The following is a 24782-nucleotide window of genomic DNA, read 5'->3' on the forward strand; positions in this document are numbered from 1 at the left end:
TTAAACGATCATGGCTGCTAAAGACGTAAAATTCGGCGATTCCGCCCGTAAAAAAATGCTGGTTGGTGTCAACGTTCTGGCTGACGCAGTAAAAGCGACCCTGGGCCCGAAAGGCCGCAACGTGGTCCTGGCCAAGAGCTTCGGCGCACCGACCATCACCAAGGACGGCGTTTCCGTTGCCAAAGAAATCGAGCTGAAAGACGCCTTCGAAAACATGGGCGCCCAGCTGGTCAAGGAAGTCGCTTCCAAGGCCAACGATGCAGCCGGTGACGGCACCACCACCGCTACCGTTCTGGCTCAAGCCATCGTCAACGAAGGCCTGAAAGCCGTCGCTGCCGGCATGAACCCGATGGACCTGAAGCGCGGTATCGACAAGGCCACCGCTGCTGTCGTCGCCGAGCTGAAAAACCTGTCCAAGCCATGCGCCGACTCCAAGGCCATTGCTCAGGTAGGCACCATCTCCGCCAACTCCGACAACTCCATCGGTGAAATCATCGCCGAAGCTATGGAAAAAGTCGGTAAAGAAGGCGTGATCACCGTTGAAGAAGGCTCGGGCCTGGAAAACGAACTGTCTGTCGTAGAAGGCATGCAGTTCGACCGTGGCTACCTGTCGCCGTACTTCGTCAACAAGCCGGACACCATGGTTGCCGAGCTGGAAGGCGCGCTGCTGCTGCTGGTCGACAAGAAGATCTCCAACATCCGTGAGCTGCTGCCAGTGCTGGAAGCCGTTGCCAAGGCCGGCCGCCCACTGCTGATCGTTGCTGAAGACGTTGAAGGCGAAGCGCTGGCTACCCTGGTCGTCAACAACATGCGCGGCATCGTCAAGGTTGCTGCGGTCAAGGCACCTGGCTTCGGCGACCGCCGCAAGGCCATGCTGCAGGACATCGCGGTCCTGACCGGCGGTACCGTTATCTCCGAAGAGATCGGCCTGTCCCTGGAAACCGCTACCCTGGAGCACCTGGGTAACGCCAAGCGCGTCATCCTGTCCAAGGAAAACACCACCATCATCGACGGTGCTGGCGTCGACGGTGACATCGAAGCACGCGTCAAGCAGATCCGTGCCCAGATCGAAGAGACTTCCTCGGACTACGACCGTGAGAAGCTGCAAGAGCGTCTGGCCAAACTGGCTGGCGGTGTTGCCGTGATCAAGGTCGGTGCTGGCACCGAAGTCGAAATGAAAGAGAAGAAAGCCCGCGTTGAAGACGCCCTGCACGCTACCCGTGCAGCCGTTGAAGAAGGCGTGGTGCCTGGCGGTGGTGTTGCCCTGGTTCGCGCCCTGAGCGCAATCGTTGACCTGAAAGGCGACAACGAAGACCAGAACGTCGGTATCGCACTGCTGCGTCGCGCTGTTGAAGCCCCGCTGCGTCAGATCACTGCCAACGCCGGCGACGAGCCAAGCGTTGTGGCCGACAAGGTCAAGCAGGGTTCGGGTAACTTCGGTTACAACGCTGCTACCGGCGAATACGGCGACATGATCGAGATGGGCATCCTGGACCCAGCTAAAGTGACCCGTTCGGCACTGCAAGCTGCTGCTTCGATTGGCGGTCTGATGATCACCACCGAAGCCATGATTGCTGATGCTCCGAGCGAAGCTCCAGCTGGCGGCGGCATGCCAGACATGGGCGGCATGGGTGGCATGGGCGGCATGATGTAAGCCAGCCTTACCCCTAGCGTCATAAAAAAGCCCCGGCTCGCGAGAACCGGGGCTTTTTTTGTGCTTCGTGGTGAACATTGGGGCTGCTTTGCAGCCCATTCGCAGCGCGAGGCTGCTCCTACAGGTGCCACGCAGCCTTGTGTGAGCATTGGGGCTGCTTTGCAGCCCATTCGCAGCGCAAGGCTGCTCCTACAGGTGCCACGCAGCCTTGTGTGAGCATTGGGGCTGCTTTGCAGCCCATTCGCAGCGCAAGGCTGCTCCTACAGGTGCCACGCAGCCTTGTGTGAGCATTGGGGCTGCTTTGTAGCCCATTCGCAGCACAAGGCTGCTCCTACAGGTTGCTTTTTGTGGGAGCAGCCTTGTGCTGCGAATGGGCCGCGCAGCGGCCCCTCACTCAGGCGACACTGGCCTCTACAGCAGGCGCCTCAACCCGCCTGCGCCGGTACAGCACCAGGTAATACGACCCCAACCCGATCAACCAGCAGAACACCGCCGTCCACACGTTGTGCGACAAGAAGTGCGCCCCTTGCATCATCCGCCCGACCGACAGCACCGAACCGGCGACCAGCGCTACCCCCAACGCCACCCGTGCCAGGCGCGGGCGTCGGTCACGCAGCGCAAAGAACAACGCGAACAGGCAGAAGCCGGTCGCAGCATGCCCGCCCGGCCAGCACAGCCCCGGCTTGTCGGTGGCGGGGCGTGCCTCCAGCAGTTTGCTGTAGGTTTCCTTGCCGCCGAACTGGGTCAGGCTCCAGGGGCACTGCACCTGGGTGACCTTCTTCAGCGGTGTCACAAACGCCGTGGACAAGCCCAGCGCCAACACCAGGCAACCCAGCTCCCGGCGCCAACCGAACAAACGCTTCCAGAAGAAACTCACGGCAAAGGTCAGCAAGGCCAGCAGCCCCAGCAGGATCACCACCTGCTTGACCCCATCATGCAGTACGTTCTCCAGCAAATAGCTGTGCCGGCCGATGAATTGCCCGGCAGCCGGGTCGAAGAACAGGTTGGCCACGTCCATGTCGACCGAGGTCAGCTCAAGCAGGATCAAGGCCACTGCCGTCACCAGAGGAATGCCCAGGTACAGCCAGAGATTGATCGGGCGAGGGCGGGTACGTTCGTGCATGACGACTCCAGGGCGCAAAAAAGATCGGGCATTATCGAGTGGGCGCTATCCTGTGTCCGTGAAGGATCGGTGAAAAAACTGTCAACTCCGGTGAATTTACCCCAGGGGTGGCACAGTGCAGGCATTGGCCTTAAGCTGCGCCTGCCGCGCACCACAGCGAAGCGCCGCACAGGAGAACCCGATGCGCATTCTATTGGTTGAAGACAACCGCGATATTCTTGCCAACCTGGCCGATTACCTCGGCATGAAAGGCTACACCGTCGATTGCGCCCAGGACGGCTTGTCGGGCTTGCACCTGGCGGCCACCGAGCACTACGACCTGATCGTCCTCGACATCATGCTGCCCGGCATCGATGGCTACACCCTGTGCAAACGCCTGCGCGAAGACGCCCGGCGTGACACCCCGGTGATCATGCTCACCGCCCGCGATCAGTTGGACGACCGCCTGCAAGGCTTCCGCTCGGGTGCCGACGATTACCTGCTCAAGCCGTTTGCGCTGTCGGAGCTGGCCGCGCGCATCGAAGCGGTGCTGCGCCGTGCCCAGGGGGGTGGGCGTCGCACCTTGCAGGTCGCCGACCTGAGCTACGACCTCGACACCTTGGAAGTCACGCGCCAAGGCCGCCTGCTCAAACTCAACCCGGTCGGCCTCAAGCTGCTTGCCGTGTTGATGCAGAAAAGCCCACACGTGCTGCGACGCGAAGTGCTGGAAGAAGCCCTGTGGGGCGACGACTGCCCTGACAGCGACAGCCTGCGCAGCCATGTGCACCAGTTGCGCCAGGTGATCGACAAACCGTTCGAAAAACCGCTGCTGCATACCGTCCATGGCGTCGGCTATCGCCTCGCCGAGGGCCGCGATGGAGTTTAAGCAAAGCCTTGCCCAGCGCATCATCATCGCCTTTGCGTTGATGAGCGCGTTGGTGGCCGGCGCCTTCGCCTTTGGCATCGTCGCCACGGTGCACCTGGTTGAAGAGCGGCTGATTTCCACCGTGCTGGGCGGCGACCTGCAACGCCTGTTGCGCATGGACAGCGTCAGTGACTGGAGCCATCGGCCGCGTCCGGACCAACTGTTCTACTTCAGTGGCGGGCGTGACGATTTCGAGTTGCCCAAAGATTTGCGCCACCTCAACAGCGGCTTCCACGAGGTGTTTCGCGACCAGCTGTCGTACCACGCGATGGTCGAGATCGTCGATGGCCGTCGCTACGTACTGCTGCAAGACCAGAGCGACTTCGAAGAGCGCGAGCGTGTGTTGTTCGCTGTTGTGGTCGTCGGCTTCGTGCTCAGCCTGGTGCTGGCGGTGATCCTGGGCTGGCTGGTGGCGCGCCGGGTGATGGCGCCGGTGATCCGCCTGGCGCGTCAAGTGCGCCACCGCGACCAGCTACTCGGCCTGGCACCGCCACTGGCACCCGATTACGCGGCCGACGAAGTGGGCCAATTGGCCGTGGCCTTCGACGACACGCTGGGCCGCTTGCGCGACGCCTTGACCCGCGAGCGGCTGTTCACCAGCGACGTCAGCCACGAGCTGCGAACCCCGCTGATGGTGCTGGCCACATCGTGTGAACTGCTGCTGGAAAACCAGGCACTGGACCCGCGTGCACGTAGCCAGGTCGAGCGGGTGGCGCGGGCGACCGAAGAAATGCGCGAACTGGTCAAGACCTTCCTGATGCTTGCCCGTGCCCAACGCGATGAGGGTGCCGTGGCCTCCCAAGCGACCTTGCGCGAGGTTGCGGATGAACTCACTGGGGTTTGGCGCGAAACGATCGAGCAGAAGGGGCTCACGCTGTATTTCGACGGCCGCGTCAGCGCAAGCCCGGTGCTGTACAACGCCACCTTCCTGCAATCGGTGATGGGCAACCTGCTGCGCAACGCCGCGCACTACACCGACAGCGGTTACATTCGCCTGAGCCTGGACGCGAACGGGTTCAGCGTCGAGGACAGTGGCGTGGGCATCCCCGAGGAGCAGCGCGAGGCGATGTTCAAACCCTTCGTGCGCGGCGCTGAGCGGCGTGGCGAAGGGCTGGGCTTGGGCCTGTCGCTGGTGCAGCGGATCTGTGACGACCAGGGGTGGCGCGTCACCCTGACCTCGACCTTGCCGCACGGCTGCCGTTTTCAGGTGGACCTGAGCCAAAGCGTGGAGAAGGGCAGCCCTTCGGGGTTGGTCGGGTAATTTTTGGTAATACCTCTCCAAAGAACTAACACTTTTTTCACATTGGCATAACCTGATTCCAACGCTTGCTTACCTAAGGTGAGCGCACTGGAGTCAGGAGATGCCCAATGCGTAGCCCCATCAAGCTTGAATTTTCCGAGAAATACGACAAAGACCACGCGCGCGAGTATTTCCTCAAGCATCAGGATGGTCTGGCCCGACGCCTTTCCCACAAGCGTGACGAGCAGTTGGCACGTCGCGCCTTGGCGTTGGCCGGTGAGCCGGGCCTGGTACTTGACCTGCCCTGCGGTGCCGGGCGTTTCTGGCCGTTGCTGGCGGAAAAACCCAACCGAGTCATCATCGGCGCCGACAACTCCGAGGCGATGATCGAGACAGCCTGTGCCGCGCAACCGCCAGAGGTGGTTGCCCGGGTACGCCCCTTGCAGACTTCTGCGTTCGCCATTGACCTTCCTGACAATTCGGTCGACAGCATTTTCTGCATGCGGCTGTTCCATCACATCGGCGAAGCGGCCCACAGAAAGACAATTCTTTCGGAATTTCAACGAGTTAGCCGTGATAGTGTGATTCTGTCGCTGTGGGTGGACGGCAACTTCAAAGCCTGGCGCCGGAAAAAGCTCGAGCAGCGTCGCAGCGCCAAGGCCGAGCAGGACAATTACCAGAATCGTTTCGTGTTACCAGCGGACACGGTCGAAGAAGAATTTGAGGCAGCCGGTTTCAGAATCCAGGAACGCTTGGACTTCCTGCCGTTCTATGCCATGTGGCGAGTCTATGTATTGCGTAAGGGGTAGTGTTTGATGGCTGTAGCCCAGAGTGGGGAGTCGCGGTTCGATTTTTACTGGCGCCAGCAGGGCGAATGGGTCGAGGAACCCAACCAGCGGCGTGGTGGCGAAAGTGGCGTGCAACGCCTCAACGATGCCAACGGCAAACTGCTGTATGCCAAGCGCCAGGTCGGGCACATCTACCGCAGCCTGCTGCACCCCTTTGGCCGGCCGACCGTTTTGCGTGAACTCGATGCCATCAACAGCTTCGAGCAATTGGGTGTACGTGTTCCGCACATCGTCTTTTGTGGTGCCGAGCGCGATGCCGATCATCAATGGCGCGCGCTGCTGGTCAGCGAAGCGCTGGATGGCTTTGTCGAGCTCGACACCTGGCATGCCGAAGGTGCCCGCGAGCGTTACCCTCAGGCGGTGCAAGAGCGCATGCTCAAGGACCTGGCGGATAACCTGGCGCGTATGCACCTGGGGCACTGGCAGCACGGCTGCCTGTACGGCAAGCATGTGTTCGTCAAGGTGATCGGCGAGGGCGAACAGGCCCGGGTCGAAGTCGCTTTGCTGGACCTTGAGAAGTGCCGGCGGCGCATCAGCTGCCAACGTGCGGCGGCGAATGACCTGCGTCAGCTGCGCCGCCACTCGTCGTTCACTGATGCGGAATGGCAGACATTGCTCTATTTTTACCAAATGGCGTTTGGCAGCGTTGTCAAAGGGTTAGGGCAATGAAACTAGAAATCGCTCGAGCTTTGTTCCTGGTGGCTGGATTGGCCGTGACCACTGTGGCGGTGGCTGCCTGGGAAGAGCCGAAGCCGACGGTGTTCAGCAAGGCCGAGATGGCTGACCAGTGCGCTTTGCCACGTGTGGCAAAGCAGCATGAAGAGGTCAAACCGGATCAGGACCTGTTGCTGTTCCTGTTCGGTATGCGTCAGGGATTGCGGCCGTTCGGCTGAACCTGGGTGGTGCTTGAAAACCAGAGGCCCTGCATAGCGGGGCCTCTGGTTTTTTTGTCTAGGAGCACCGTCGGCCAACCACAACCGCGGTAGGAGCAGCCTTGTGCTGCGAAGAGGCCGGTAAAAGCACCCTGAATCTTCGCTGCTGCCACCGGCCTCTTCGCAGCACAAGGCTGCTCCTACCGGGCAATGTCAGCTGGCACAGGTGCCTTGGCCACCGTCTTGTGCGCCAGCAAGGTGTATATGCAAGGCAGCACAAACAAGGTAAACAACGTCCCGATCGACATCCCGGTCGCAATCACCGTGCCGATATCGAACCGGCTCACTGCCCCTGCGCCGGTCGCCAGAATCAACGGCACCATGCCAAACACCATCGCCGCCGTGGTCATCAGTACCGGCCGTAGGCGGATGGCGGCCGCTTCCTCGATTGCCTCACGCACGCTCAGGCCTTTTTCTTCGCGCAACTGGTTGGCAAATTCGACGATCAGAATACCGTGCTTGGTAATCAGCCCGATCAGTGTCACCAGCCCGACCTGGGTATAGATGTTCATGCTGGAAATACCCAGGAACAGCGGCAACAGCGCCCCGCAGATCGACAACGGCACAGTCACCAGAATCACCAGCGGATCGCGGAAGCTTTCGAACTGCGCCGCCAGCACCAGGAAGATGATCGCCAGCGCCAGGCCGAAGGTTACCCACAGCGCGCTGCCTTCCTGAACATACTGGCGCGCCACCCCGGCATAGTCGAAGGCGAAGCCTTCCGGGGCTTCTTCGCGGGCGATGGCCTGTACGGTCTGCAGCGCTTCGCCCAGGCTGACCATGGGCACGCCTTGGATGATGGCCGAGTTCAACTGCTGGAACTGGTTGAGCTGGCGCGGGCGGGCGCGGTCGCTGAGGGTGATGAGGGTCGACAGTGGCAGCAACTGGCCCTGGTCGTTCTTCACGTAGTAGTTGTTGAGCCAGCCGGGGTTGTTGCGGTATGGGCGCTCGACCTGGGCAATCACCTTGTAGCTGCGGCCCTCCAGGGTGAAACGGTTGATTTCCCCCTCGCCCAGCAGGGTGGCCAAGGTGCCGCCCAGGGCGTCCATCGAGACGCCCATCTGCGCCGCTTTGGCCCGGTCGATGTCGACCACCACTTCCGGTTTGTCGAAGGCCAGGTCGATGTCGAGGAAGGCGAACTTGCCCGATGCCTGGGCGCGTGCCTTGATGCGTTGGGCCACGTCAAGCAGGGCCGGGTAGTCCCCCGCGGTGTTGATCACGAACTGGAACGGCAGGCCCTCACCGGTACCGGGCAGCGACGGCAGGTTGAAGCCGAAGATCTGCAGGCCGCCGATTTCTTCAAGTTTGGCCTGCACCAGCGGCAGCAGCTCCATCTGTGTGCGCTCGCGCTCGTTCCAAGGCTTTAACAGGAAGCCGCCAATGCCGCTCTGCACACCGTTGAAACCGTTGATCTGAAACGACGAGTAATACTCGGGGAAGGCTTTGAACAGCGGCGTGAACTGGTCGGTGTAGGCGTTGAGGTAGTCGAGGTTGGCTGGCTGCGGCGAACTGCTGATCATGAAGATCACCCCTTGGTCCTCGTTGGGCGCCAGCTCGTTCTGGGTGAATTTGAGCAGTACCGGGATCAGGCACAGGACAATCACGGCGAACACCAGCACCACCGGCCGGCTGTCCAGGGTGGCGTGCAGCAGGCGCTGGTAGCGCACCTTGAGGCGCTCGAACAGCAGGTCAAGGCGATGGGCAAGGCCCGAGGGGTTCTGTTCCTGGCGCAGCAACAACGCACACATCATCGGTGACAGGGTCAGGGCGACGACGCCGGAGATGATCACTGCACCGGCCAAGGTCAGGGCGAACTCTTTGAATAACGCGCCTGTGAGCCCGGTCAGGAAGCCGATGGGGGCATACACCGCGGCCAGGGTGATGGTCATCGACACCACCGGCATGGCGATTTCCCGTGCACCTTCCAGCGCCGCGTCGAACGGCGTCTTGCCTTCTTCCATGTGCCGGTGGATGTTCTCCACCACGACAATGGCATCGTCCACCACCAGGCCGATGGCCAGCACCATCGCCAACAGGGTCAGCAGGTTGAGCGAGTAGCCCATCATCTGCATGAAGAACAGCACGCCGATCATCGACAGCGGGATGGTCACCACCGGGATCAGCACCGAGCGCAACGCGCCGAGGAACAGGAATACCACGACGATGACGATCAGCACCGCTTCGCCGAGGGTCTTGATCACCTCGTCGATGGAGGCCTGGATGAACAACGTGGCGTCGTAGGCAATCGACACCTTCAGCGCCGAGGGCAATTGGCTTTCGAGTTCCGGCATGATGCGTCGGACTTCCTTGATCACCTCCAGCGGGTTGGCGGCCGGTGTGGCCTTGATGCCGATGTAGACCGAAGGGATGCCGTCGAACGAACTGACCGTGTCGTAGTTTTCTGCACCCATTTCGACCCGTGCCACATCGCCCAGCAGCACCCGGCTGTCGCCGCTGGTCTTGACCGGCAGGGCAGCGAACGCTTCGGCAGACTTGAGCTCGGTGCTGGCATTGATGCTGGTGACCACGTACTCGCCTTTTACCTCACCGGCGGCCGAGAGGAAGTTGTAACGGCGCACGGCGTTGGTCACGTCGGTGGCCGAGAGGCCGTAGCCGGCCAGTTTCACCGGGTCGATCCAGATGCGCATGGCGAACACCTGGTTGCCGAGGATCTCCGCCTCGGCCATGCCCGGCAGGGTGGCCAGTTTGGGTTGGATCACTCGGGACAGGTAGTCGGTGATCTGTGGGTTGCTCATTTCCTTGCTGTAGAAGCTGATGTACATCAGCGCCGAGGCGTCGGCGGCCTCTTTGCTCAACACCGGGTCTTCGGCGTCTTGCGGCAGCTTGTTGCGCACCTCGTTGGCCTTGGCCAGCAGTTCGGTGAACAAACGGTCACTGTCGGCGCCGACGCGCGCATAGATGGAGATGATCGAGAAGTTCTGCCGACTCACCGAGGTCATGTAGTCGATACCTTCGGCGCTGGCCAGGCTCTGTTGCAGCGGCTGGGTGATGTAGCCCTGGATGGTCTCGGCGTTGGCGCCGGGGTACGCGGTGGTCACCGTGATCAGGGCGTTTTCCATCTGCGGGTACTGGCGAATCTGCAGTTTGCTCCAGGCCTGAAAGCCCAGCAGCAGAATCAGCAGGCTGACGACGCTGGCCAGGACCGGGCGACGGATGAACGGGTCGGTGAACGCCATGCCTGCCTCCTGTCAGTCGTTGTGCGGGGTGCCTGGATCAGCCTTGCCTGGGTCAGGAGCACCTTGCTCAGGTGTGAGCGCCTTGTCCTGGCCGATGCGGATCGCCGCGCCGGGTGTGAGCTTGAGTTGCCCAGCGGTGACCACCTGCTCGCCGGCCTGCAGGCCCTTGCTGACCACCACCACGCCGTCGCGGCGCTCGCCGGTCTGCACGGTGCGCTGCTCGGCGATGAGCGGGGGTTGGCCGTCGTCGGTTTTTTCCGGGTTGCCGTCCTTGTCCTTTTTCGGGGTGGCGACATACACCGAATTGCCATACAGGGTGTAGGTGATGGCGCTTTCCGGCACCACCACCCGCGGCTGTGGTGCGGGCAGCAAGATCAGCAGGTTGGCGAACATGCCAGGCAGCAGCTTGCCGTCAGAGTTGGCCAAGGTTGCGCGGACCAGCAGGTTGCGGGTGCTTTCCTCGACCTTGGGGTTGATGGCGCTGAGGCTGGCGGTGAAGGTCTGGCCCGGGTAGGCGGCGACCTGCACCAGCACCGCTTGGCCCAGGCTTAGGTGCGGCAGGGCCTGCTCGGGCACGTTGAAGTCGACGTAGAGGCTGGACAGGTCTTGCAGGGTGGCGATCACCGTGCCAGCGGCGAGGTAGTCGCCGACATCCACCTGGCGAATGCCGATGGTGCCGCTGAAGGGCGCACTGATGCTTTTTTTGGTCTTCGAGGCCTTGAGCTGATCGACCACGGCCTGGTTGCGCCGGTACTGGGCAGTGAGGCGATCGTACTCGCCCCGGGAGATGGCCGAGTCGCCGACCAGCTGGCTGCCGCGGCCGAAATCGACCTTGGCCAGCCCCAGGTCGGCCTGGGCGGTGCCGAGCAGGGCGGTTTCCTGTTCGTCATTGAGTTGCAGCAACAGTTGCCCGGCCTTGACCTTCTGCCCGGAGTCGAAGTGCAGGCTTTTGACGATGCCTTCCACCTCAAGGCTCAGCTCGACGCCTTGCAGGGCCTTGAGGCTGCCGACGGCGGGCAGGCGTTCTTGCCACTGGCGTTCTTCGGCCAGCGCTGCCGCCACGGTGATCGGCGGCTTGGGGGCTGTGAACACCTGGATCTGCTGGTAGATCGAGAAGGCCTTGTAGCCCCCCAGGGCCAACACGATCAGCAGAACGACGGCCAACATGATGAGCATGCGGCGGCGAAGCATAGGTCCGGTTCCTTGGAAGCGTGGTTGTTATTCGTTTTGACACGACAACGGGCGATCCTGCCCACGTGTGGATGGGGGAAGTATTGACTGTTTTTGGCAGGTGGGGAAGGGCGGGTGCAACGGGATTATTCAAACATTGGCGCGTGCACTGCCGTGTAGGAGCAGCCTTGCGCTGCGAAGAGGCCCGAGCAAACACTGGAGATTTACAGTGCGGGCTCGGGCCTCTTCGCAGCACGAGGCTGCTCCTACATGGGCCGCGATTTGCCTGGGGGCGGGGCAATCAGGCCAGGTGCAGGTGGTTGTCCCAGAACCCGGAAGGCAGGTCCATCGGTTGCCCGATCAGCTCAGCCTTGCGGCAATCGTAGAACCGGCAACGCCCCTGCCCGGAGGTGACGACAAAGCCATCCTTCACCGCGCCAACCCCGGCGCAATCTGGCATCGGCGCATCCAGCTTCACCGCGCCGCTGTCCAGGTCCCAGACAAACAACCGGTTGGCCCGCGGCGCCGTCAGCGCCACCAGCCGCAGGTCGCTGTGAATCGCCACGCTGGCGGTGTACTGGGCCATGGCCTGCAACTGCCGCTCCGGCACGGGGAAGGCCTTGAACGGCTCGCCCGGGCGCTTGATCGCCAGCAGCTCGGCGGTTTCGTCGGCGTCGCCCATGAATTGCTGGCAGGCGGCAATGGTGCCGTCGTCGCCAATTGCCAAGTGACGCACGCTGTTCATTTGCTGGGCGAGGGTTTCTTTGCTCAGCAGGGTGCCGTCGCGCTGCATCAGGACCAGGCTTGGTTGCATGGCGTTGAGGTTCATCTCCACGCGGCTCTCGGCCTCGGTGCGGATGCCACCGTTGGCCACCACCAGGGTTTCCCCGTCCGGCAGCCAGGCCACTTCATGCGGGCCGATGCCGTGGGTCGACAGCTCGCCGCTGTGCACCAAGCGTTCGCCTTCGAAACGGTACACACCGAGCACGCCGCGACCCGGGTCGGTAGTGTCGTTCTCGGTGGTGTACAGCCATTCCCCGCCCTTGTGGATGACCGCATGGCCGTAGAAGTGGCGGTTGGGCTGCGAGACCACGGTTTGCAGCAGCCGCCCATCGCGCAGGTCGACCAGGTAGCTTTCGGTACCTGGGCGGCGGGCGACGAACAGGGCGATCGGCAGCGAGGGGTGGTTGATGATGGCATGGCAACGCTGTGCAACCGGGGTGCTGAACACCTGGGTGCCGTCCAGGCGGAACCCGACGGCGTAATGCTTGCCATCGCCGTCGTCGCGCGCCGAGAGCAGCAGGGGTTCGCTGCCTTTGTTGCGGAACAGGCTCCAGCCGCCCAGGGTGAGGGCGCTGAGCAGTACGCTACCGAGTTTGAGGGCCTGGCGTCGCAGCATGATCAGTCACCGTCGTTGGCATTGAAGCCCAGCTGGATGTTCAACGCCTTGGCCAGCTCGCCTTCGTGCAGGCGGTGGACAACGTTGAGGCTGTCGTAGATCTGGTTGAGGGTCTGCTTGCCGGCGTCGTCGGCCAGCAACTCGCCGAGGGTTTTCTGATTGTCGGCCAGCTGTTTGAGAGCAGTCGCGTAGGCGTCGTCGATCTTGTCTGCCAAGGCTTTCTGGTCGCTGCCCAACAGGCCACGCAAGCCTTTGTTGTCGACCCCGACCCAGACCGCCTGGGCGGCCTTGAGGCTGGCCTCCAGGCTTTTGAGCGAAGCGTGGCTGCGCCAGGCTTCGGCCTGCAGCGGCTGGGCAATGCCCTTGCTCTGGCGGCCCATGGGGGCGCCAAGCTTCTTCTTCAGGGTATCCAGGGCGGTGACCTGGGCGCGCAGCAGGTCGGCGATGGCCTCGTGGGAATCGGCGTAGCGCTGGTTGGGGAACTTGGTCATCTGCGAGAGCATGCCGTCGGTGCTGTTCCAGCCCTTGAGGATCTCTTCGGCCAAGGCCTTCTGGTGCTCGGCGATGGCCACCAGCAGTGGGCAGTAGCGGGCTTTCTGCTCTGCCGTGGCAACGTCTGGCTTGCTGTCGAAGAGGATGTACTCGTAAGCCGACAGGCCGCGCACCACGACGCTGGCCTTGCCCAGGGTAGCGGCGTCGACGGGTTTGTCACCGTTGACCAACTGCTCGACCTGGCGGCCGACCAGGTTCTTCTTGTCGGGCCAGAACTGCACTTGCCAGGCGCGGTTGCCTTCGGCCAACGGGCCGACCAGCAACGGTTGCAGCTCGGCCCAGGCTTTTTGCGCAGTGAGGAAGTCGGCGCGGGCGGTGTCCAGGTTCGCCTTGCCTTCGCAATAGGCCAGGGCGCTGACGGCCAGCTGGCGGTCGGCTTCGACCCAACGGCTGTAGGTCGGCAGGATCACCTGCTTGGCGATGGCGGCGGAGGTCACGGCTTGCGGGTCCTGCGGCGAGCAGGCACCGAGGGCGAGTGCGGCGAGGCTGGTGAACAACAGTTTGGGTCGGAACATGCCCGGCTCCTTGCGCGTTTTAAAGTGAGTTCAGGAAAGCCAGCAGCGCAGCACGCTGCTCGGCATTGAAGGTGAGGACGAAATTACGTGCCGCTTCGGCTTCGCCACCGTGCCAGAGCACGGCTTCGAGCAAGTTGCGAGCGCGGCCGTCGTGCAGGAACTGGCTGTGGCCACTGACCGTTTCACTCAGGCCGATGCCCCACAGCGGCGGGGTGCGCCAGTCCTGGCCATTGGCCGCGAATTCGGTGCGTTCATCGGCCAGGCCCGGCCCCATGTCATGCAACAGCAGGTCGCTGTAGGGGCGGATCACCTGGCCAGCCAGCTCAGGTTCGGCCGCGTTTGCGGCGGTGGTGAACTGCGGGGTGTGACAGCCCTGGCATCCGGCCTGGAAGAACAGGTTCTTGCCTGCCAGCACCTGCGGCGCACCCACGTCACGACGGGCAGGCACGCCCAGGTTGCGGGTATAGAAGGTGACCAGGCGCAGGATGTTGTCGCTGACTTCCTTTTCGCCCCCCATGCCATCGCCATTGGGCGCGGCCAGGCAGTCGACTTGCGCTGCGGTGCAGTCGTCCTTGGGCAGCAGGGTGGAGGTCAGGCCCATGTCGCCGGCAAACGCATGGACGTTCTGCTGGTTGACGTTGGGTTGCCCGGCTTTCCAGCCGAAGCGGCCCACCACGGTCTTGCCCTGGGCGTCATCCCAGACCCGGTTGGCTCGGCCGCGGATGCCGTCGCGGTTGCGGTCGTCCGGGTCTTCGTTGGCGAGGATGTCGGCTTCGGGGATGGCTTCGAGCAGGCCGAGGCCGATCATCGGCGGCGCAACACGGGCCGAGAAGCGGGTATCAGGGTGCATTGCCCCGTAGCCCAGCTGGGTGATCTGCAAGCTGGGGCGACGCAGTTCGACCTGGTGGCCGTCCTTGAACGTGACGGCCTGGTTGGCGTAGGTCACGCGGACCTTGCCCTCCGGCGCCACGCCGGGGATAGCCATGTCCTGCAACTGGGTGCCGTACACGGGCTCGGGGACCACGCCCAGGCGCTCGACCACCTTGGCCAGGTAAGGCTGGTCGGGGATCGACAGGCGCACCAGCATCGACACCGCGTTGCTGTCATCGAGCTCGGGTGGGTGACCGCGGCCATCGCGCACGTGGCAGTTCTGGCAGGCATTGGTGTTGAACAGCGGGCCGAGGCCATCACGCGCAGTGGTGGTGGACGGGGCGATCACCCAGGGGTTGCGGAAAAAACTGTTGCCGACGGCGAAGTCCAGGCGCCGCTCGGGCGAAAGGTTGGCCGAGGGCAGGGAATAGGCATTGCGATCGCTGCGCTGCACCGTCGCCTTGCCACCCGACAGTGCTTCGCCGGGCTCTGCCTGGGTGAAACGCGGGGCGTCGTCACAGGCGGCGAGGGCAAAGGCCAGCAGCAGGGGAGAGAGTCTGAACAGCGACGAGGACATCAAGGATCCTGGGCGTGAGCGAAAAACCGGCGTGCAAGCTTAGCAAAGTGGGGATGTTTGAATAAGAGCAATTTGCAATTGCTGGATGAAATCAGTGTCAGCTACATCTGTTGCCTGTGCCGGCCTCTTCGCGGGTAAACCCGCTCCCACACAGATCTCAGGAATCATGCCGTCCTGGTGGGAGCGGGCTTGCCCGCGAAAGGGCCAGAAGCAAAAAAAGCGACCCTAAGGTCGCCTTTCCCAGAACCACTACAGCCGAATCAGAACTCGTGATCCGCAGTATCCGGGTTCAGGTTGGCAATGCCCAGCTTGCCTGCAGCCTGTTCGATCGCGCCGGTCTGCTTGACCAGCGAGGCGATGGCGTCACGCACGACTTGGTTGCCAGCGGCGTTGTCTGCAGCGATCAGTTGGTCGTAGTGCTCGCCTTTCAGGGCGTGGTCGACGATCACCTGGATCTTCGCTTCGGTGGCTTCCAGGTCGGCCTTCAGGGTGGCGTCGGTAGCCGGGTCGACCTTGGCCACCAGCGACGACAGGCTCGGGCCGGTCAGCTTGGTGCCATCCGGGCGGGTGTACTCGCCCAGGTAGACGTTGCGGATACCCTTGGCGTCGTAGAAGTGCGAGTAGTGGGTGTTGTCGCTGAAGCAGTCCTGCTCGTCTTCAGGCGAGTTGGCTTCCAGCGAAACCTTCATGCGCTCGCCTGCCAGTTCGCCCAGCGACAGGCTGCCCATGCCGAACAGCATCTTGCGCAGGCCGTCGTTGACCGGCTCGGCTTCCAGGGTGGCGCGGTAGTTGTCGGCAACGTTCGGTGCCCAGTTGCCGACCATCTCTTCGAGGTCCTTGACCAGCAGGTCGGTGGCCGCCTTCAGGTAGGCACGACGGCGGTCGTTGTGGCCGCCAGTGGCACCGTTGCCTTCCAGGTAGTCGGAGGCAGGGCGGTTGCCAGCGCCTGGGCCGGTGCCGTTCAGGTCCTGGCCCCAGAGCAGGAATTCGATGGCGTGGTAGCCGGTGGCGACGTTGGCTTCGGAACCGCCCAGCTCGTTCAGGCTGGCCAGCTTCTCTGGGGTGATGTCCTTGACGTCGACCTTCTCTTCGCCGACCTGGATCTCGGTGTTGGCGATGATGTTGGCGCTCGCCGCCGGGTTGCCCAGGGCGTGCTCGTAGCTCTTGTCGACGTAGTCGATCAGGCCTTCGTCCAGGGGCCAGGCGTTAACTTGGCCTTCCCAGTCGTCGATGATGGTGTTGCCAAAGCGGAAGGCTTCGCTCTGCAGGTAAGGTACGCGCGAGGCGGCCCAGGCGTCCTTGGCGGCTTTCAGGGTTTCGTCGTTGGGCTTGGCCAGGAACGCGTCGACTGCCGTCTGCAGGGCCTTGGCGGTGCTCAGCGAGTCGCTGTACACGGCGTAGACCATATCGGCGTAATGCTTGACCACGGCCTTGCCGGCCGCTTCGTCGACAGCCCCAGGCGCGGCGGCGGTGGTGCTGGCGGCAGCAGGCGCTTGCGCTTGCGGAGCAGCGGCCTTGTCATCCTTTTCGCCACATCCGGCGAGCGCGATGGCGATGGCCAGCAGACTGGCGGAGGCCAGAGGCATTCGAATCATTGTTGGTTTCCCTGCGTCGTGTGGTTGGACCGTGCGCCGTGGCACGCGAAACCGCAACATCATGCGAAAGATTTGCATTTGCTGTAAAGAGGCGAGCGCGCAATTCATGTAAATGCCCGTCACGGCCTGTAACCGGGGCCGTCAGGGCTACAGCATGGACACCTGATTACGCTGTGCCTGCTTGAGGTAACTGGTCAGCTCGCGGGCCGACAGTGGCTTGCTGTAGTGGTAGCCCTGACCCTCGTGGCAACCCTGGGCGATGATGTAGGTCTCCTGCTCGGCGGTTTCCACGCCTTCAGCGATAACCTGCATGCCCAGGCTTTTGCCCAGCTGGATGATGGCGCGCACGATGGTGGCGTCGTCATCGTCGTCGAGCAGGTCCTGGACGAAGCTCTTGTCGATCTTGATCTTGTCCAGCGGCAACGACTTCAGGTAGCTGAGCGACGAGTAGCCGGTACCGAAGTCGTCAATGGCGATCAGTGCCCCGGAGCGGCGCAGGCTGAGCAGGTGCTGGGCGGCGGTGCTGATGTCTTCCATCAGGCCGGTCTCGGTCACTTCCAGCTCCAGGCTGCGAGGCGGCAGGCGGTAGGCCTGCAGCAGGTTGTTGACCACGCGCGGCAGTTCGCTGTGGTGCAACTGCACGGTCGACAGGTTGACCGCCATGCGCAGGTCGCTGAAGCCCAGGTCGTGCCATTCGCGCAGCTGCCGGCAGGCCTGGTCGAGTACCCATTCGCCGATGGTGATGATGTTGCCGTTCTGCTCGGCCAGCGGGATGAACTGGTCGGGCGGAACCATGCCCAGCTCCGGGTGTTGCCAGCGCAGCAGGGCCTCGACACCAACCACGCGGTGGTCGCGGTAGCTGATTTGTGGCTGATACACCAGGTACAGCTGATTGCGCGGCAGGGCCTCGCGCAGGTCTTTTTCCAGCTCGCGGCGGCGGCGCATCTCACTGTCGACGCTGGCGATGTAGAACTGGTAACGGTTGCGTGAGCGGGCCTTGGCCAGGGTCATGGTCTGTTCGGCTTTTTGCAGCAGCTTCTCGGTGCTGTCACCGTCTTCTGGGAACAGGGTGATGCCGATGGTGGCACGCAGGCGGATCTGCTGATGGTCGAGGTCGAAGGGCACCTCCAGGTCATCGAGGATGCTCTGGGCCAGCTCGGCAGCCTCATACGGCTGCTCGATGTTGGCCTGAACCAGGGCGAACTGGTCGCCACCCAACCGCGCCAGCGCCCCCAGGCGGCCACTGTGGGCGCGCAGGCGGTCGGCCAGGGCCAGCAGCAACTGGTCACCGACCTGGTAGCTGAACTGCTCGTTGATGCCTTTGAAATCGTCCAGGCCTACGCACAGCACTGCGACGCGATGCTGCAGGCGGCCGCCATCGACAAGGATCTTGTCCAGCTGTTGCTGCAGCTGCTGGCGGTTGGGCAGGCCGGTGAGGAAGTCGTACTGGGCCATGCGTTGCAGGCTGTTCTCGGCCTCGTGGCGCAGGTGGGTATTGCGCTCGATGGAGGCGAGCAGCTGGTTGGCCGTGTTCACCCACAGGCCCAGTTCGTTTTTCTCGTGGCCCTTGAGCAGCGGGATCTGGTGCTGGCTGGGGCGATCGGGGTTGATCTGGGTAAGGTGCTCGATGATTTTTGACAGTGGCTTGGTCAGCAGCCAGTGGTAGACCAGGTACAACACCAGGCCCATGGCCAGGGCGCGCAGCACGCCGGAGATGAAGATGATCACGGCGTTGATCAAAAAATCTTCGCCGTACGACGAGGTGTCGAGGGTGATGCTCAGGTCGCCGTAGTATTCGCTGTAGGGGCCGCGGCCGACCAGTTGGGTGGTGTAGGTGCGTTCCTGGCCGAGGATCAGGTCGGTCAGCCAGCGCATGGACATGTCCTGCAGCGGGCGGGACTTTTCGGCCAGCATGGTTTCATTGGGGTGGCCGATGGACGCCATGCGCACCGACTCGTCCTGGAACAGGCCTTCCATCACCTGCATGCCCATCTCCCGGTCAAGGCTGTACACCGCCTGGGTAGAGGGGTCACGGAACATGTCGAGGATGCGCTGGGCATCGTTGTCGACAGCCTGGCGGGTCTTGTAGGTGTCGTAGACGATTTGCGCACAACTGAGCACGACGCCCACTGCGAGCGCCGACAGCAGCACGACCCTGAGCAACTTGACCGACAAGCTGTTCCGCAATTCCAGCTTCAATGGGGTTTCCTTAATCCATGCGCATGGCATCATTTTGCCATCAATGAAACCAATACACTATCGGCCGGTGTGCCACGGACACAGCGCGAGAAGCGGGGTTGTCCTGGGCAGTATATCGGTCGCCTGGCCCTGCAACTTGAGTGCGCTGTATCAAGTTTCCAGAGGTTTGATGTTAGCGTGCAATCCGTGCTGAGCAAGAGGCTGTTACAGGCCCATAAAAAAACCCGGCACCAAAGCCGGGTTCTTCGTTCAAGGCTGGATATGCATCAGGCCTTGAAGGTCTTGCCTTCGAACTGTTCGGCAACGAAAGCCCAGTTGACCAAGTTCCAGAACGCCTCGACATACTTCGGACGCACGTTGCGGTAGTCGATGTAGTAGGCGTGTTCCCAGACGTCGCAGGTCAGCAGCGGGGTGTCGCCATTGGTCAGCGGGTTGCCGGCGCCGATGGTGCTGGCCAGGGCCAGGGAACCGTCAGCTTTCTTCACCAGCCAGCCCCAGCCGGAGCCGAAGGTGCCGACGGAAGTCTTGGTGAACTCTTCCTTGAACTTGTCGAAGGAACCGAAAGCGGCGTTGATGGCTTCGGCCAGGGCACCGGTCGGTTGACCACCGGCGTTAGGCGCCAGGCAGTTCCAGTAGAAGGTGTGGTTCCAGACTTGAGCGGCGTTGTTGAAGATACCGCCCGAAGAGGTCTTGACGATCTCTTCCAGGGTCTTGCCTTCGAATTCGGTGCCTGGGACCAGGTTGTTCAGGTTCACGACATAGGTGTTGTGGTGCTTGTCGTGGTGATACTCCAGGGTTTCCTTGGAGATGTGCGGCTGCAGGGCATCGTGGGCGTACGGCAGCGGCGGCAATTCAAAAGCCATGGTGGATCTCCTGATTCAGGTCTATTTGCGGTTTGCGCAAGGCCGATCACGGGCGGCCCGATCAACGTCGGCGAGTTTGTACTCTTTGCGACGCGAGGGCTGGATCATAGCACCGGGCCCGGCGCATAACCACGCAACAAAGATAGGGAATAGAGGTTCCAGAGCGGTTGGCCGGTGCCGACCAGTGGTGTTTGCCGCGGCGTTGGTATCGCCTGTGAGGTCGAGCGCCGCCCGCGCGGCGCATCGCAGCACAAGGCTGCTCCCACATTTGTTTCGGTCCAGTGAGGCCTGTGGCATTTGTGCGCGTTAGCCCCAGGAATAATTGGCCCGAAAAAATGTAGGAGCAGCCTTGTGCTGCGAAGCGCCGCGCGGGCGGCGCTCGATCTCCCAGGCGCTGAAACTGCTGTGCCAAACACGTCCCCATTCAGCTAAAAATCAGCTGCGCCGCCACCGCGAACATCATCACCGCCACCATCAGGTCGAGCATCCGCCAGGTCGCTGGCCGCGCCAGCCACGGTGCCAGCCAGGCCGCACCGATCGCCAAGGTCGAGAACCACAGCAGCGAAGCACTGGCCGCCCCCGCCACATAGGCCCCGGGCACTGTCTGCTGGGCACCGAGCGAGCCGATCAGCAGCACGGTGTCGAGGTACACATGGGGGTTGAGCAGGGTCACCGCCAGTGCACTGAGCAATACCGCCCGGCGCGAGCGCATGCCCTGGCCTTGCTGGTGCTGCAGGCTCTGCTTGGAGCAGGCGCTGCGCAGCGCCTTGGCGCCGTACCAGAGCAGGAACACCGCGCCGCCCCAACGGGCGATGGCCAGCAGGGTCGGGTTGTGCGCCAGTACCGTGGCCAGGCCGAACACCCCGGCAGCGACCAGCAGGGCGTCGCAGACGATGCACAGGGCCGCCACCGGCAGGTGGTGCTCGCGGCGCAGGCTTTGCGCGAGGACGAAGGCGTTCTGTGCGCCGATGGCCATGATCAGGCCGAAGGCCACCAGCATGCCGTTCAGATAGCTTTGCCACATGGCGGTGTACTCCAGAAAATGAGCCATAAACGATGCTGGCTATTGTGGTGATTGGCGCTGTATAAGAAAAACAAATAAAGCTGATCAGGCATTAGGAATATCGATGTTCGACTACAAGCTGCTGGCCGCCCTTGCGGCGGTGATCGAGCAAGGCGGCTTCGAGCGTGCAGCGCAGGTACTGGGGCTGTCGCAATCGGCCATTTCCCAGCGCATCAAGCTGCTCGAAGCACGGGTTGGCCAGCCGGTGCTGGTGCGGGCCACGCCACCGAGCCCGACCGAGGTCGGGCGCCAGTTGCTCAACCATGTGCAGCAGGTGCGTCTGCTAGAGCGCGACCTGCAACGCCAGGTGCCTGCGCTGGACGAGGAGGGCATGCCGGAGCGTTTGCGGATTGCCCTTAACGCCGACAGCCTGGCCACCTGGTGGGCGGGCGCGGTCGGCCGGTTCTGTGCCGAACAGAACGTGCTCACCGACCTGGTGGTGGAGGACCAGGAAGTTGGCCTTAAACGCATGCGTGCCGGTGAAGTGGCGGCCTGCCTGTGTGGTAGCGAACGGCCAGTGGCCGGCGCGCGCAGCCTGCCGCTGGGCGCGATGCGCTACCGTGCACTGGCCAGCCCGGTGTTCATGGCGCGGCATTTCCCCCGTGGGTTCGAGGTCAAGCGCTTGGCTCGCACGCCCGCGATCGTGTACGGCCCGGACGACTTCCTGCAACACCGCTACCTGGCATCGCTGGGCATCGAGGACGGCTTCCTGCACCACTTGTGCCCCTCGTCCGAAGGGTTCCTGCGCATGACCGAGGCGGGGTTGGGCTGGGGGCTGGTGCCTGAATTGCAGGCGCGCGAGCAGCTGTCCAGCGGGCAATTGGTGGAAATATGCGCCGATACTCCCATCGATGTGCCGCTGTACTGGCATCATTGGCGCAATGGCGGGCAACTGCTCGCGCAACTGACCGATCACCTGCGGTACACGGCACGGCAATGGCTGGTGCCCTTGTAGCCACGGCCGGCGTCAGTTGCATCTGAAATCTGGCAAGGCGGAGTCTTACATGCGAATTCTGGTCACCGGCGCGAGCGGCTTCATCGGCGGGCGCTTTGCGCGCGTTGCCCTGGAGCAGGGCCTGGACGTGCGGGTCAGCGGCCGACGTGCCGAAGGTGTCGAGCACCTGGTCAAGCGCGGCGCGCAGTTCATCCCCGGCGACCTGGGTGATGCCGAGCTGGCCCGGCGCCTGTGCCAGGGCGTCGAAGCGGTGGTGCACTGCGCAGGCGCGGTGGGCAACTGGGGGCGCTACCAGGATTTTCACCAGGGCAACGTGGTGGTCACCGAAAACGTGGTCGAGGGTTGCCTGAAGGAGCATGTGCGACGCCTGGTGCATTTGTCGTCGCCGTCGATCTACTTCAATGGCCGTTCGCGCCTGGACATCCGTGAGGACCAGGTGCCGCGCCGCTTCCACGATCACTATGCGCTGACCAAGCACCTGGCCGAGCAGAAGGTGTTTGGTGCCCAGGAGTTCGGCCTGGAAGTGCTGGCGCTGCGCCCGCGCTTCGTCACTGGGGCTGGGGATGCCAGTATTTTCCCGCGGCTGATGCAGATGCAACGCAAGGGCCGCGTGGCGATCATCGGCAACGGCCTGAACAAGGTCGACTTCACCAGCGTGCACAACCTCAACGAGGCGTTGCTCAGTGCCCTGTTCGCCGACGACCGCGCCCTTGGCCAAGCCTACAACATCAGCAATGGCCACCCGTTGCCACTGTGGGATGTGGTCAACTACGTGATGCGCCAGATGCAATTGCCGCAAGTGACCCGGTACCGCTCCTACGGCCTGGCCTACAGCCTGGCGGCGCTCAACGAAGCGGCGTGCATGCTCTGGCCGGGGCGGCCGCAGCCCACCTTGTCGCGCATGGGCATGCAGGTGATGAGCCGCGATTTCACCCTGGACATCAGCCGCGCACGGCAGTACCTGGACTACCAGCCCAAGGTCAGCCTGTGGACGGCCCTGGATGAATTCTGCGGTTGGTGGAAGCATCAGCCACTTGGCCAGTGAACCTGGCGCAGGGATGATGGTCATCAGTGCGCCGCACGAGCGGCTTATACTCATGTCTCTTTGCTACTACCGCGGTTGAATTAATCCATGCGCAACGATGCCCACGACGATTTCGATGATGTGCCAGCCCTGCGTGCCGGTACCCCTGATGATGACGAGCTGTTGCCAGCGCACGTTTCGCGCAGCCGCCAGAAGGCCGCAAGGCCGGCCAGCACAGGCCCGCTGTGGGCGCTGCTGGTGGCCTCGTTCATTGCCTTGGCCGGGCTTGGCTGGTGGAGCTTTCAGCAGATCTCGCTGATGGAGCAGCAACTGGTGGCCACCCAGGAAAGCTTTGCGCGCATCAGCGAAGAAGCGGCGGGGCGCCTGCAGGCCATCAGCGGCAAAGTCGATGCCAGCGAGTCGACGACCAGCACCGGCAGTGAGGCGCTGAAGCTGCAGATCCGCCAACTGCAGGCCAGCCTGGCCGAGCAGGGCAAGCAGCAGCAGGGTGTAGCGGGGCAGGCCGGTGACCTGGGCAAGCGCCTGGAGCAGGTGCTGGCCGATACCCGCGAACAGCAGAAAGCCGTGACCGAACTGCAGACCCAGTTGCAGGCGCAATTGAAAGCCGTGAATGGCGAGCTGGCGGCGCTGAAGTCAGGCCAGGTCGATGGCGGTAAGCTCGACGGGCAGCTCAAGAACCTGAGCGACGAGGTGGCGGCGCTGAAAAAGCAGGGTAACCCGAGTGCGGCGATCCAGAGCCTGGAGCAAGACATGCTGGTGTTGAAGAGCCAGGTCGACAATCGCCCGGCGGCGGCGTCGGGCGGTGCCTCGGTGCAGGAGTTCGATGCCTTCCGCGGGCAGACCACCCGCAGCATCAACACGCTGCAGAGCCAGATCCAGAACCTGCAGCAGCAGATCAAAGCGCGCCCCTGAAGACCCCGCGTGCCCTGTAGGAGCAGCCTTGTGCTGCGAAGAGGCCAGTGCAGGCATAACCGTTACGTGCAAGCCTGCACCGGCCTCTTTAAGCACAAGGCCGCGCCTACCCGATCACATCCGTGGGTAGTCGATATACCCCACCGGCCCCTTGCTATAGAAGGTTTCCGGGTGTGCCTGGTTCAAGGGCGCATCCGCTGCCAGGCGCGCTGGCAGGTCCGGGTTGGCAATGAACGGCACACCGAACGCCACGGCATCCGCCTTGCCAGTGGCCAGCGCGGCATTGGCAGTGGCCTTGGTGAAGCGCTCGTTGACGATGTACGGGCCACCAAAGGCCTCTTTGATCAGCGTGCCGATGCTGTCGTCCGCTTCCTTCTCCCGCGAGCAGATGAAGGCGATGCCGCGCTTGCCCAATTCGCGTGCCACGTAGGTAAAGGTTTCGGCACGGTCAGCGTCGCCCATGTCGTGTGAATCGGCACGCGGCGCCAGGTGCACACCTACGCGGTTGGTCCCCCACACTTCAATGGCGGCGTCAGTGACTTCCAGCAGCAAGCGTGCGCGGTTTTCCAGCGAGCCACCGTAGCGGTCGGTGCGCTGGTTGGTGCTGCTTTGCAGGAACTGATCAAGCAGGTAGCCATTGGCACCGTGGATCTCCACACCATCGAAACCTGCGGCCTTGGCGTTTTCGGCGCCGCTGCGGTAGGCCTCGACGATGTCGCCGATCTCTTCGGTTTCCAGCGCACGCGGGGTCGGGTAGTCGCTGAGCGGGCGCACCAGGCTGACATGGCCCTTGGGCTGGATCGCGCTGGGGGCCACCGGCAGTTCGCCGTTCAGGTAGCTGGGGTGAGAAATGCGGCCCACATGCCACAGTTGCAGGAAGATGCGCCCGCCGGCGCCATGCACGGCCTTGGTGACATTGTTCCAGCCACGCACCTGTTCGTCGTTCCAGATGCCTGGGGTGTCTGGGTAGCCGACCCCCATCGCCGAGACCGACGTCGCCTCACTGAGGATCAGCCCGGCGCTGGCCCGTTGCACGTAGTACTCGGCCATCAGTGCGTTGGGCACCCGGCCTTCATCGGCGCGGCAGCGGGTCAGCGGGGCCATGATGATGCGGTTGGGCAGTTGCAGGTCGCCCAGCGTGATCGGGTCGAAGAGCGTAGTCATGCGGT

20 protein-coding genes are annotated in these 24782 nt (G+C 63.0%); 9 read left to right on the forward strand and 11 right to left on the reverse strand.

The features are described 5' to 3' along the window. Positions 1-10: 10 nt before the first annotated feature. Positions 11-1654 carry a chaperonin GroEL gene (gene groL / locus QOS90_RS19780; protein WP_085273632.1) on the forward strand — a complete coding sequence of 548 codons (1644 nt, stop codon included), beginning with the start codon at positions 11-13 and terminating at the stop codon, positions 1652-1654. A 394-nt stretch (positions 1655-2048) separates the two neighbouring features. Here groL and QOS90_RS19785 read toward each other — a convergent pair whose 3' ends face one another. After that, complete coding sequence (locus tag QOS90_RS19785) at positions 2049-2777, reverse strand: phosphatase PAP2 family protein (protein ID WP_085273631.1); 729 nt, start codon at positions 2775-2777, stop codon at positions 2049-2051. A 181-nt stretch (positions 2778-2958) separates the two neighbouring features. On the opposite strand from QOS90_RS19785, the gene colR reads away from it, so the two are divergent. From colR to QOS90_RS19810, 5 genes are all read left to right on the forward strand, one after another. After that, entirely contained in the window at positions 2959-3642 is a 684-nt protein-coding gene (gene colR, locus QOS90_RS19790; protein ID WP_003255215.1) for a two-component system response regulator ColR, read from the forward strand. Next, the gene (locus QOS90_RS19795; RefSeq protein WP_027594040.1) at positions 3632-4942 is read left to right on the forward strand and encodes a sensor histidine kinase; all 1311 of its coding nucleotides are present in this window, start codon (positions 3632-3634) and stop codon (positions 4940-4942) included. The genes colR and QOS90_RS19795 overlap by 11 nt, the downstream gene beginning before the upstream one ends. Before the next feature lie 107 nt (positions 4943-5049). After that, complete coding sequence (locus QOS90_RS19800; protein ID WP_027594041.1) at positions 5050-5730, forward strand: class I SAM-dependent methyltransferase; 681 nt, start codon at positions 5050-5052, stop codon at positions 5728-5730. Between the two features lie 6 nt (positions 5731-5736). Then, positions 5737-6438, forward strand: coding sequence for a lipopolysaccharide kinase InaA family protein (locus QOS90_RS19805; RefSeq protein ID WP_027594042.1), 702 nt, complete (start codon positions 5737-5739; stop codon positions 6436-6438). After that, positions 6435-6662, forward strand: a complete 228-nt coding sequence (locus QOS90_RS19810; protein WP_085273630.1) for a hypothetical protein — start codon at positions 6435-6437, stop codon at positions 6660-6662. The genes QOS90_RS19805 and QOS90_RS19810 overlap by 4 nt, the downstream gene beginning before the upstream one ends. Before the next feature lie 179 nt (positions 6663-6841). On the opposite strand, the gene QOS90_RS19815 is transcribed toward QOS90_RS19810, so the two are convergent. The 9 genes from QOS90_RS19815 to QOS90_RS19855 form a co-directional block, all read right to left on the reverse strand. Next, a complete protein-coding gene (locus QOS90_RS19815) occupies positions 6842-9898 on the reverse strand; it encodes a multidrug efflux RND transporter permease subunit (protein WP_027594044.1) in 3057 nt (1018 codons plus the stop codon). A 12-nt stretch (positions 9899-9910) separates the two neighbouring features. Further along, on the reverse strand, positions 9911-11089 hold the full coding sequence (locus QOS90_RS19820; RefSeq protein ID WP_027594045.1) for an efflux RND transporter periplasmic adaptor subunit: 1179 nt from the start codon (positions 11087-11089) through the stop codon (positions 9911-9913). A 280-nt stretch (positions 11090-11369) separates the two neighbouring features. Continuing rightward, positions 11370-12467 carry a DUF1513 domain-containing protein gene (locus QOS90_RS19825; protein WP_085273629.1) on the reverse strand — a complete coding sequence of 366 codons (1098 nt, stop codon included), beginning with the start codon at positions 12465-12467 and terminating at the stop codon, positions 11370-11372. Between the two features lie 2 nt (positions 12468-12469). Continuing rightward, on the reverse strand, positions 12470-13534 hold the full coding sequence (locus tag QOS90_RS19830) for an imelysin family protein (protein WP_027594047.1): 1065 nt from the start codon (positions 13532-13534) through the stop codon (positions 12470-12472). Between the two features lie 19 nt (positions 13535-13553). After that, complete coding sequence (locus QOS90_RS19835; protein WP_085273628.1) at positions 13554-14981, reverse strand: di-heme oxidoreductase family protein; 1428 nt, start codon at positions 14979-14981, stop codon at positions 13554-13556. A gap of 260 nt (positions 14982-15241) precedes the next feature. After that, positions 15242-16576, reverse strand: coding sequence for an imelysin family protein (locus tag QOS90_RS19840; RefSeq protein ID WP_085273627.1), 1335 nt, complete (start codon positions 16574-16576; stop codon positions 15242-15244). 147 nt (positions 16577-16723) lie between these two features. Further along, positions 16724-18775, reverse strand: coding sequence for a putative bifunctional diguanylate cyclase/phosphodiesterase (locus QOS90_RS19845; RefSeq protein ID WP_027594050.1), 2052 nt, complete (start codon positions 18773-18775; stop codon positions 16724-16726). Between the two features lie 266 nt (positions 18776-19041). Then, positions 19042-19638 carry a superoxide dismutase gene (locus QOS90_RS19850; RefSeq protein WP_027594051.1) on the reverse strand — a complete coding sequence of 199 codons (597 nt, stop codon included), beginning with the start codon at positions 19636-19638 and terminating at the stop codon, positions 19042-19044. Between the two features lie 424 nt (positions 19639-20062). Next, complete coding sequence (locus QOS90_RS19855) at positions 20063-20662, reverse strand: LysE/ArgO family amino acid transporter (protein WP_027594052.1); 600 nt, start codon at positions 20660-20662, stop codon at positions 20063-20065. A 97-nt stretch (positions 20663-20759) separates the two neighbouring features. Here QOS90_RS19855 and QOS90_RS19860 point away from each other — a divergent pair, with 97 nt between their 5' ends. The 3 genes from QOS90_RS19860 (at position 20760) to QOS90_RS19870 (ending at position 23613) form a co-directional block, all read left to right on the forward strand. Beyond that, on the forward strand, positions 20760-21656 hold the full coding sequence (locus QOS90_RS19860) for a LysR family transcriptional regulator ArgP (protein WP_177408605.1): 897 nt from the start codon (positions 20760-20762) through the stop codon (positions 21654-21656). Positions 21657-21705: 49 nt separating this feature from the next. Continuing rightward, positions 21706-22701, forward strand: coding sequence for an NAD-dependent epimerase/dehydratase family protein (locus tag QOS90_RS19865; protein WP_085273625.1), 996 nt, complete (start codon positions 21706-21708; stop codon positions 22699-22701). 87 nt (positions 22702-22788) lie between these two features. Then, a complete protein-coding gene (locus QOS90_RS19870) occupies positions 22789-23613 on the forward strand; it encodes an ATPase (RefSeq protein WP_085273624.1) in 825 nt (274 codons plus the stop codon). Positions 23614-23727: 114 nt separating this feature from the next. Here QOS90_RS19870 and QOS90_RS19875 read toward each other — a convergent pair whose 3' ends face one another. Continuing rightward, a complete protein-coding gene (locus QOS90_RS19875; RefSeq protein ID WP_085273623.1) occupies positions 23728-24777 on the reverse strand; it encodes an alkene reductase in 1050 nt (349 codons plus the stop codon). Between the last annotated feature and the right edge of the window lie 5 nt (positions 24778-24782).

Source organism: Pseudomonas sp. LAIL14HWK12:I10, assembly GCF_900184205.1.
Classification (GTDB): domain Bacteria; phylum Pseudomonadota; class Gammaproteobacteria; order Pseudomonadales; family Pseudomonadaceae; genus Aquipseudomonas; species Aquipseudomonas kermanshahensis.

Coding starts and splice junctions, on each gene's coding strand:
- QOS90_RS19840 (WP_085273627.1), bottom strand. CDS start 16,576: ATGATTCGAATGCCTCTGGCCTCCGCCAGTCTGCTGGCCATCGCCATC.
- QOS90_RS19835 (WP_085273628.1), bottom strand. CDS start 14,981: ATGTCCTCGTCGCTGTTCAGACTCTCTCCCCTGCTGCTGGCCTTTGCC.
- QOS90_RS19800 (WP_027594041.1), top strand. CDS start 5,050: ATGCGTAGCCCCATCAAGCTTGAATTTTCCGAGAAATACGACAAAGAC.
- QOS90_RS19870 (WP_085273624.1), top strand. CDS start 22,789: ATGCGCAACGATGCCCACGACGATTTCGATGATGTGCCAGCCCTGCGT.
- QOS90_RS19850 (WP_027594051.1), bottom strand. CDS start 19,638: ATGGCTTTTGAATTGCCGCCGCTGCCGTACGCCCACGATGCCCTGCAG.
- QOS90_RS19865 (WP_085273625.1), top strand. CDS start 21,706: ATGCGAATTCTGGTCACCGGCGCGAGCGGCTTCATCGGCGGGCGCTTT.
- QOS90_RS19805 (WP_027594042.1), top strand. CDS start 5,737: ATGGCTGTAGCCCAGAGTGGGGAGTCGCGGTTCGATTTTTACTGGCGC.
- colR (WP_003255215.1), top strand. CDS start 2,959: ATGCGCATTCTATTGGTTGAAGACAACCGCGATATTCTTGCCAACCTG.
- QOS90_RS19855 (WP_027594052.1), bottom strand. CDS start 20,662: ATGTGGCAAAGCTATCTGAACGGCATGCTGGTGGCCTTCGGCCTGATC.
- QOS90_RS19815 (WP_027594044.1), bottom strand. CDS start 9,898: ATGGCGTTCACCGACCCGTTCATCCGTCGCCCGGTCCTGGCCAGCGTC.
- QOS90_RS19810 (WP_085273630.1), top strand. CDS start 6,435: ATGAAACTAGAAATCGCTCGAGCTTTGTTCCTGGTGGCTGGATTGGCC.
- QOS90_RS19830 (WP_027594047.1), bottom strand. CDS start 13,534: ATGTTCCGACCCAAACTGTTGTTCACCAGCCTCGCCGCACTCGCCCTC.
- QOS90_RS19785 (WP_085273631.1), bottom strand. CDS start 2,777: ATGCACGAACGTACCCGCCCTCGCCCGATCAATCTCTGGCTGTACCTG.
- QOS90_RS19795 (WP_027594040.1), top strand. CDS start 3,632: ATGGAGTTTAAGCAAAGCCTTGCCCAGCGCATCATCATCGCCTTTGCG.
- QOS90_RS19875 (WP_085273623.1), bottom strand. CDS start 24,777: ATGACTACGCTCTTCGACCCGATCACGCTGGGCGACCTGCAACTGCCC.
- QOS90_RS19820 (WP_027594045.1), bottom strand. CDS start 11,089: ATGCTTCGCCGCCGCATGCTCATCATGTTGGCCGTCGTTCTGCTGATC.
- groL (WP_085273632.1), top strand. CDS start 11: ATGGCTGCTAAAGACGTAAAATTCGGCGATTCCGCCCGTAAAAAAATG.
- QOS90_RS19825 (WP_085273629.1), bottom strand. CDS start 12,467: ATGCTGCGACGCCAGGCCCTCAAACTCGGTAGCGTACTGCTCAGCGCC.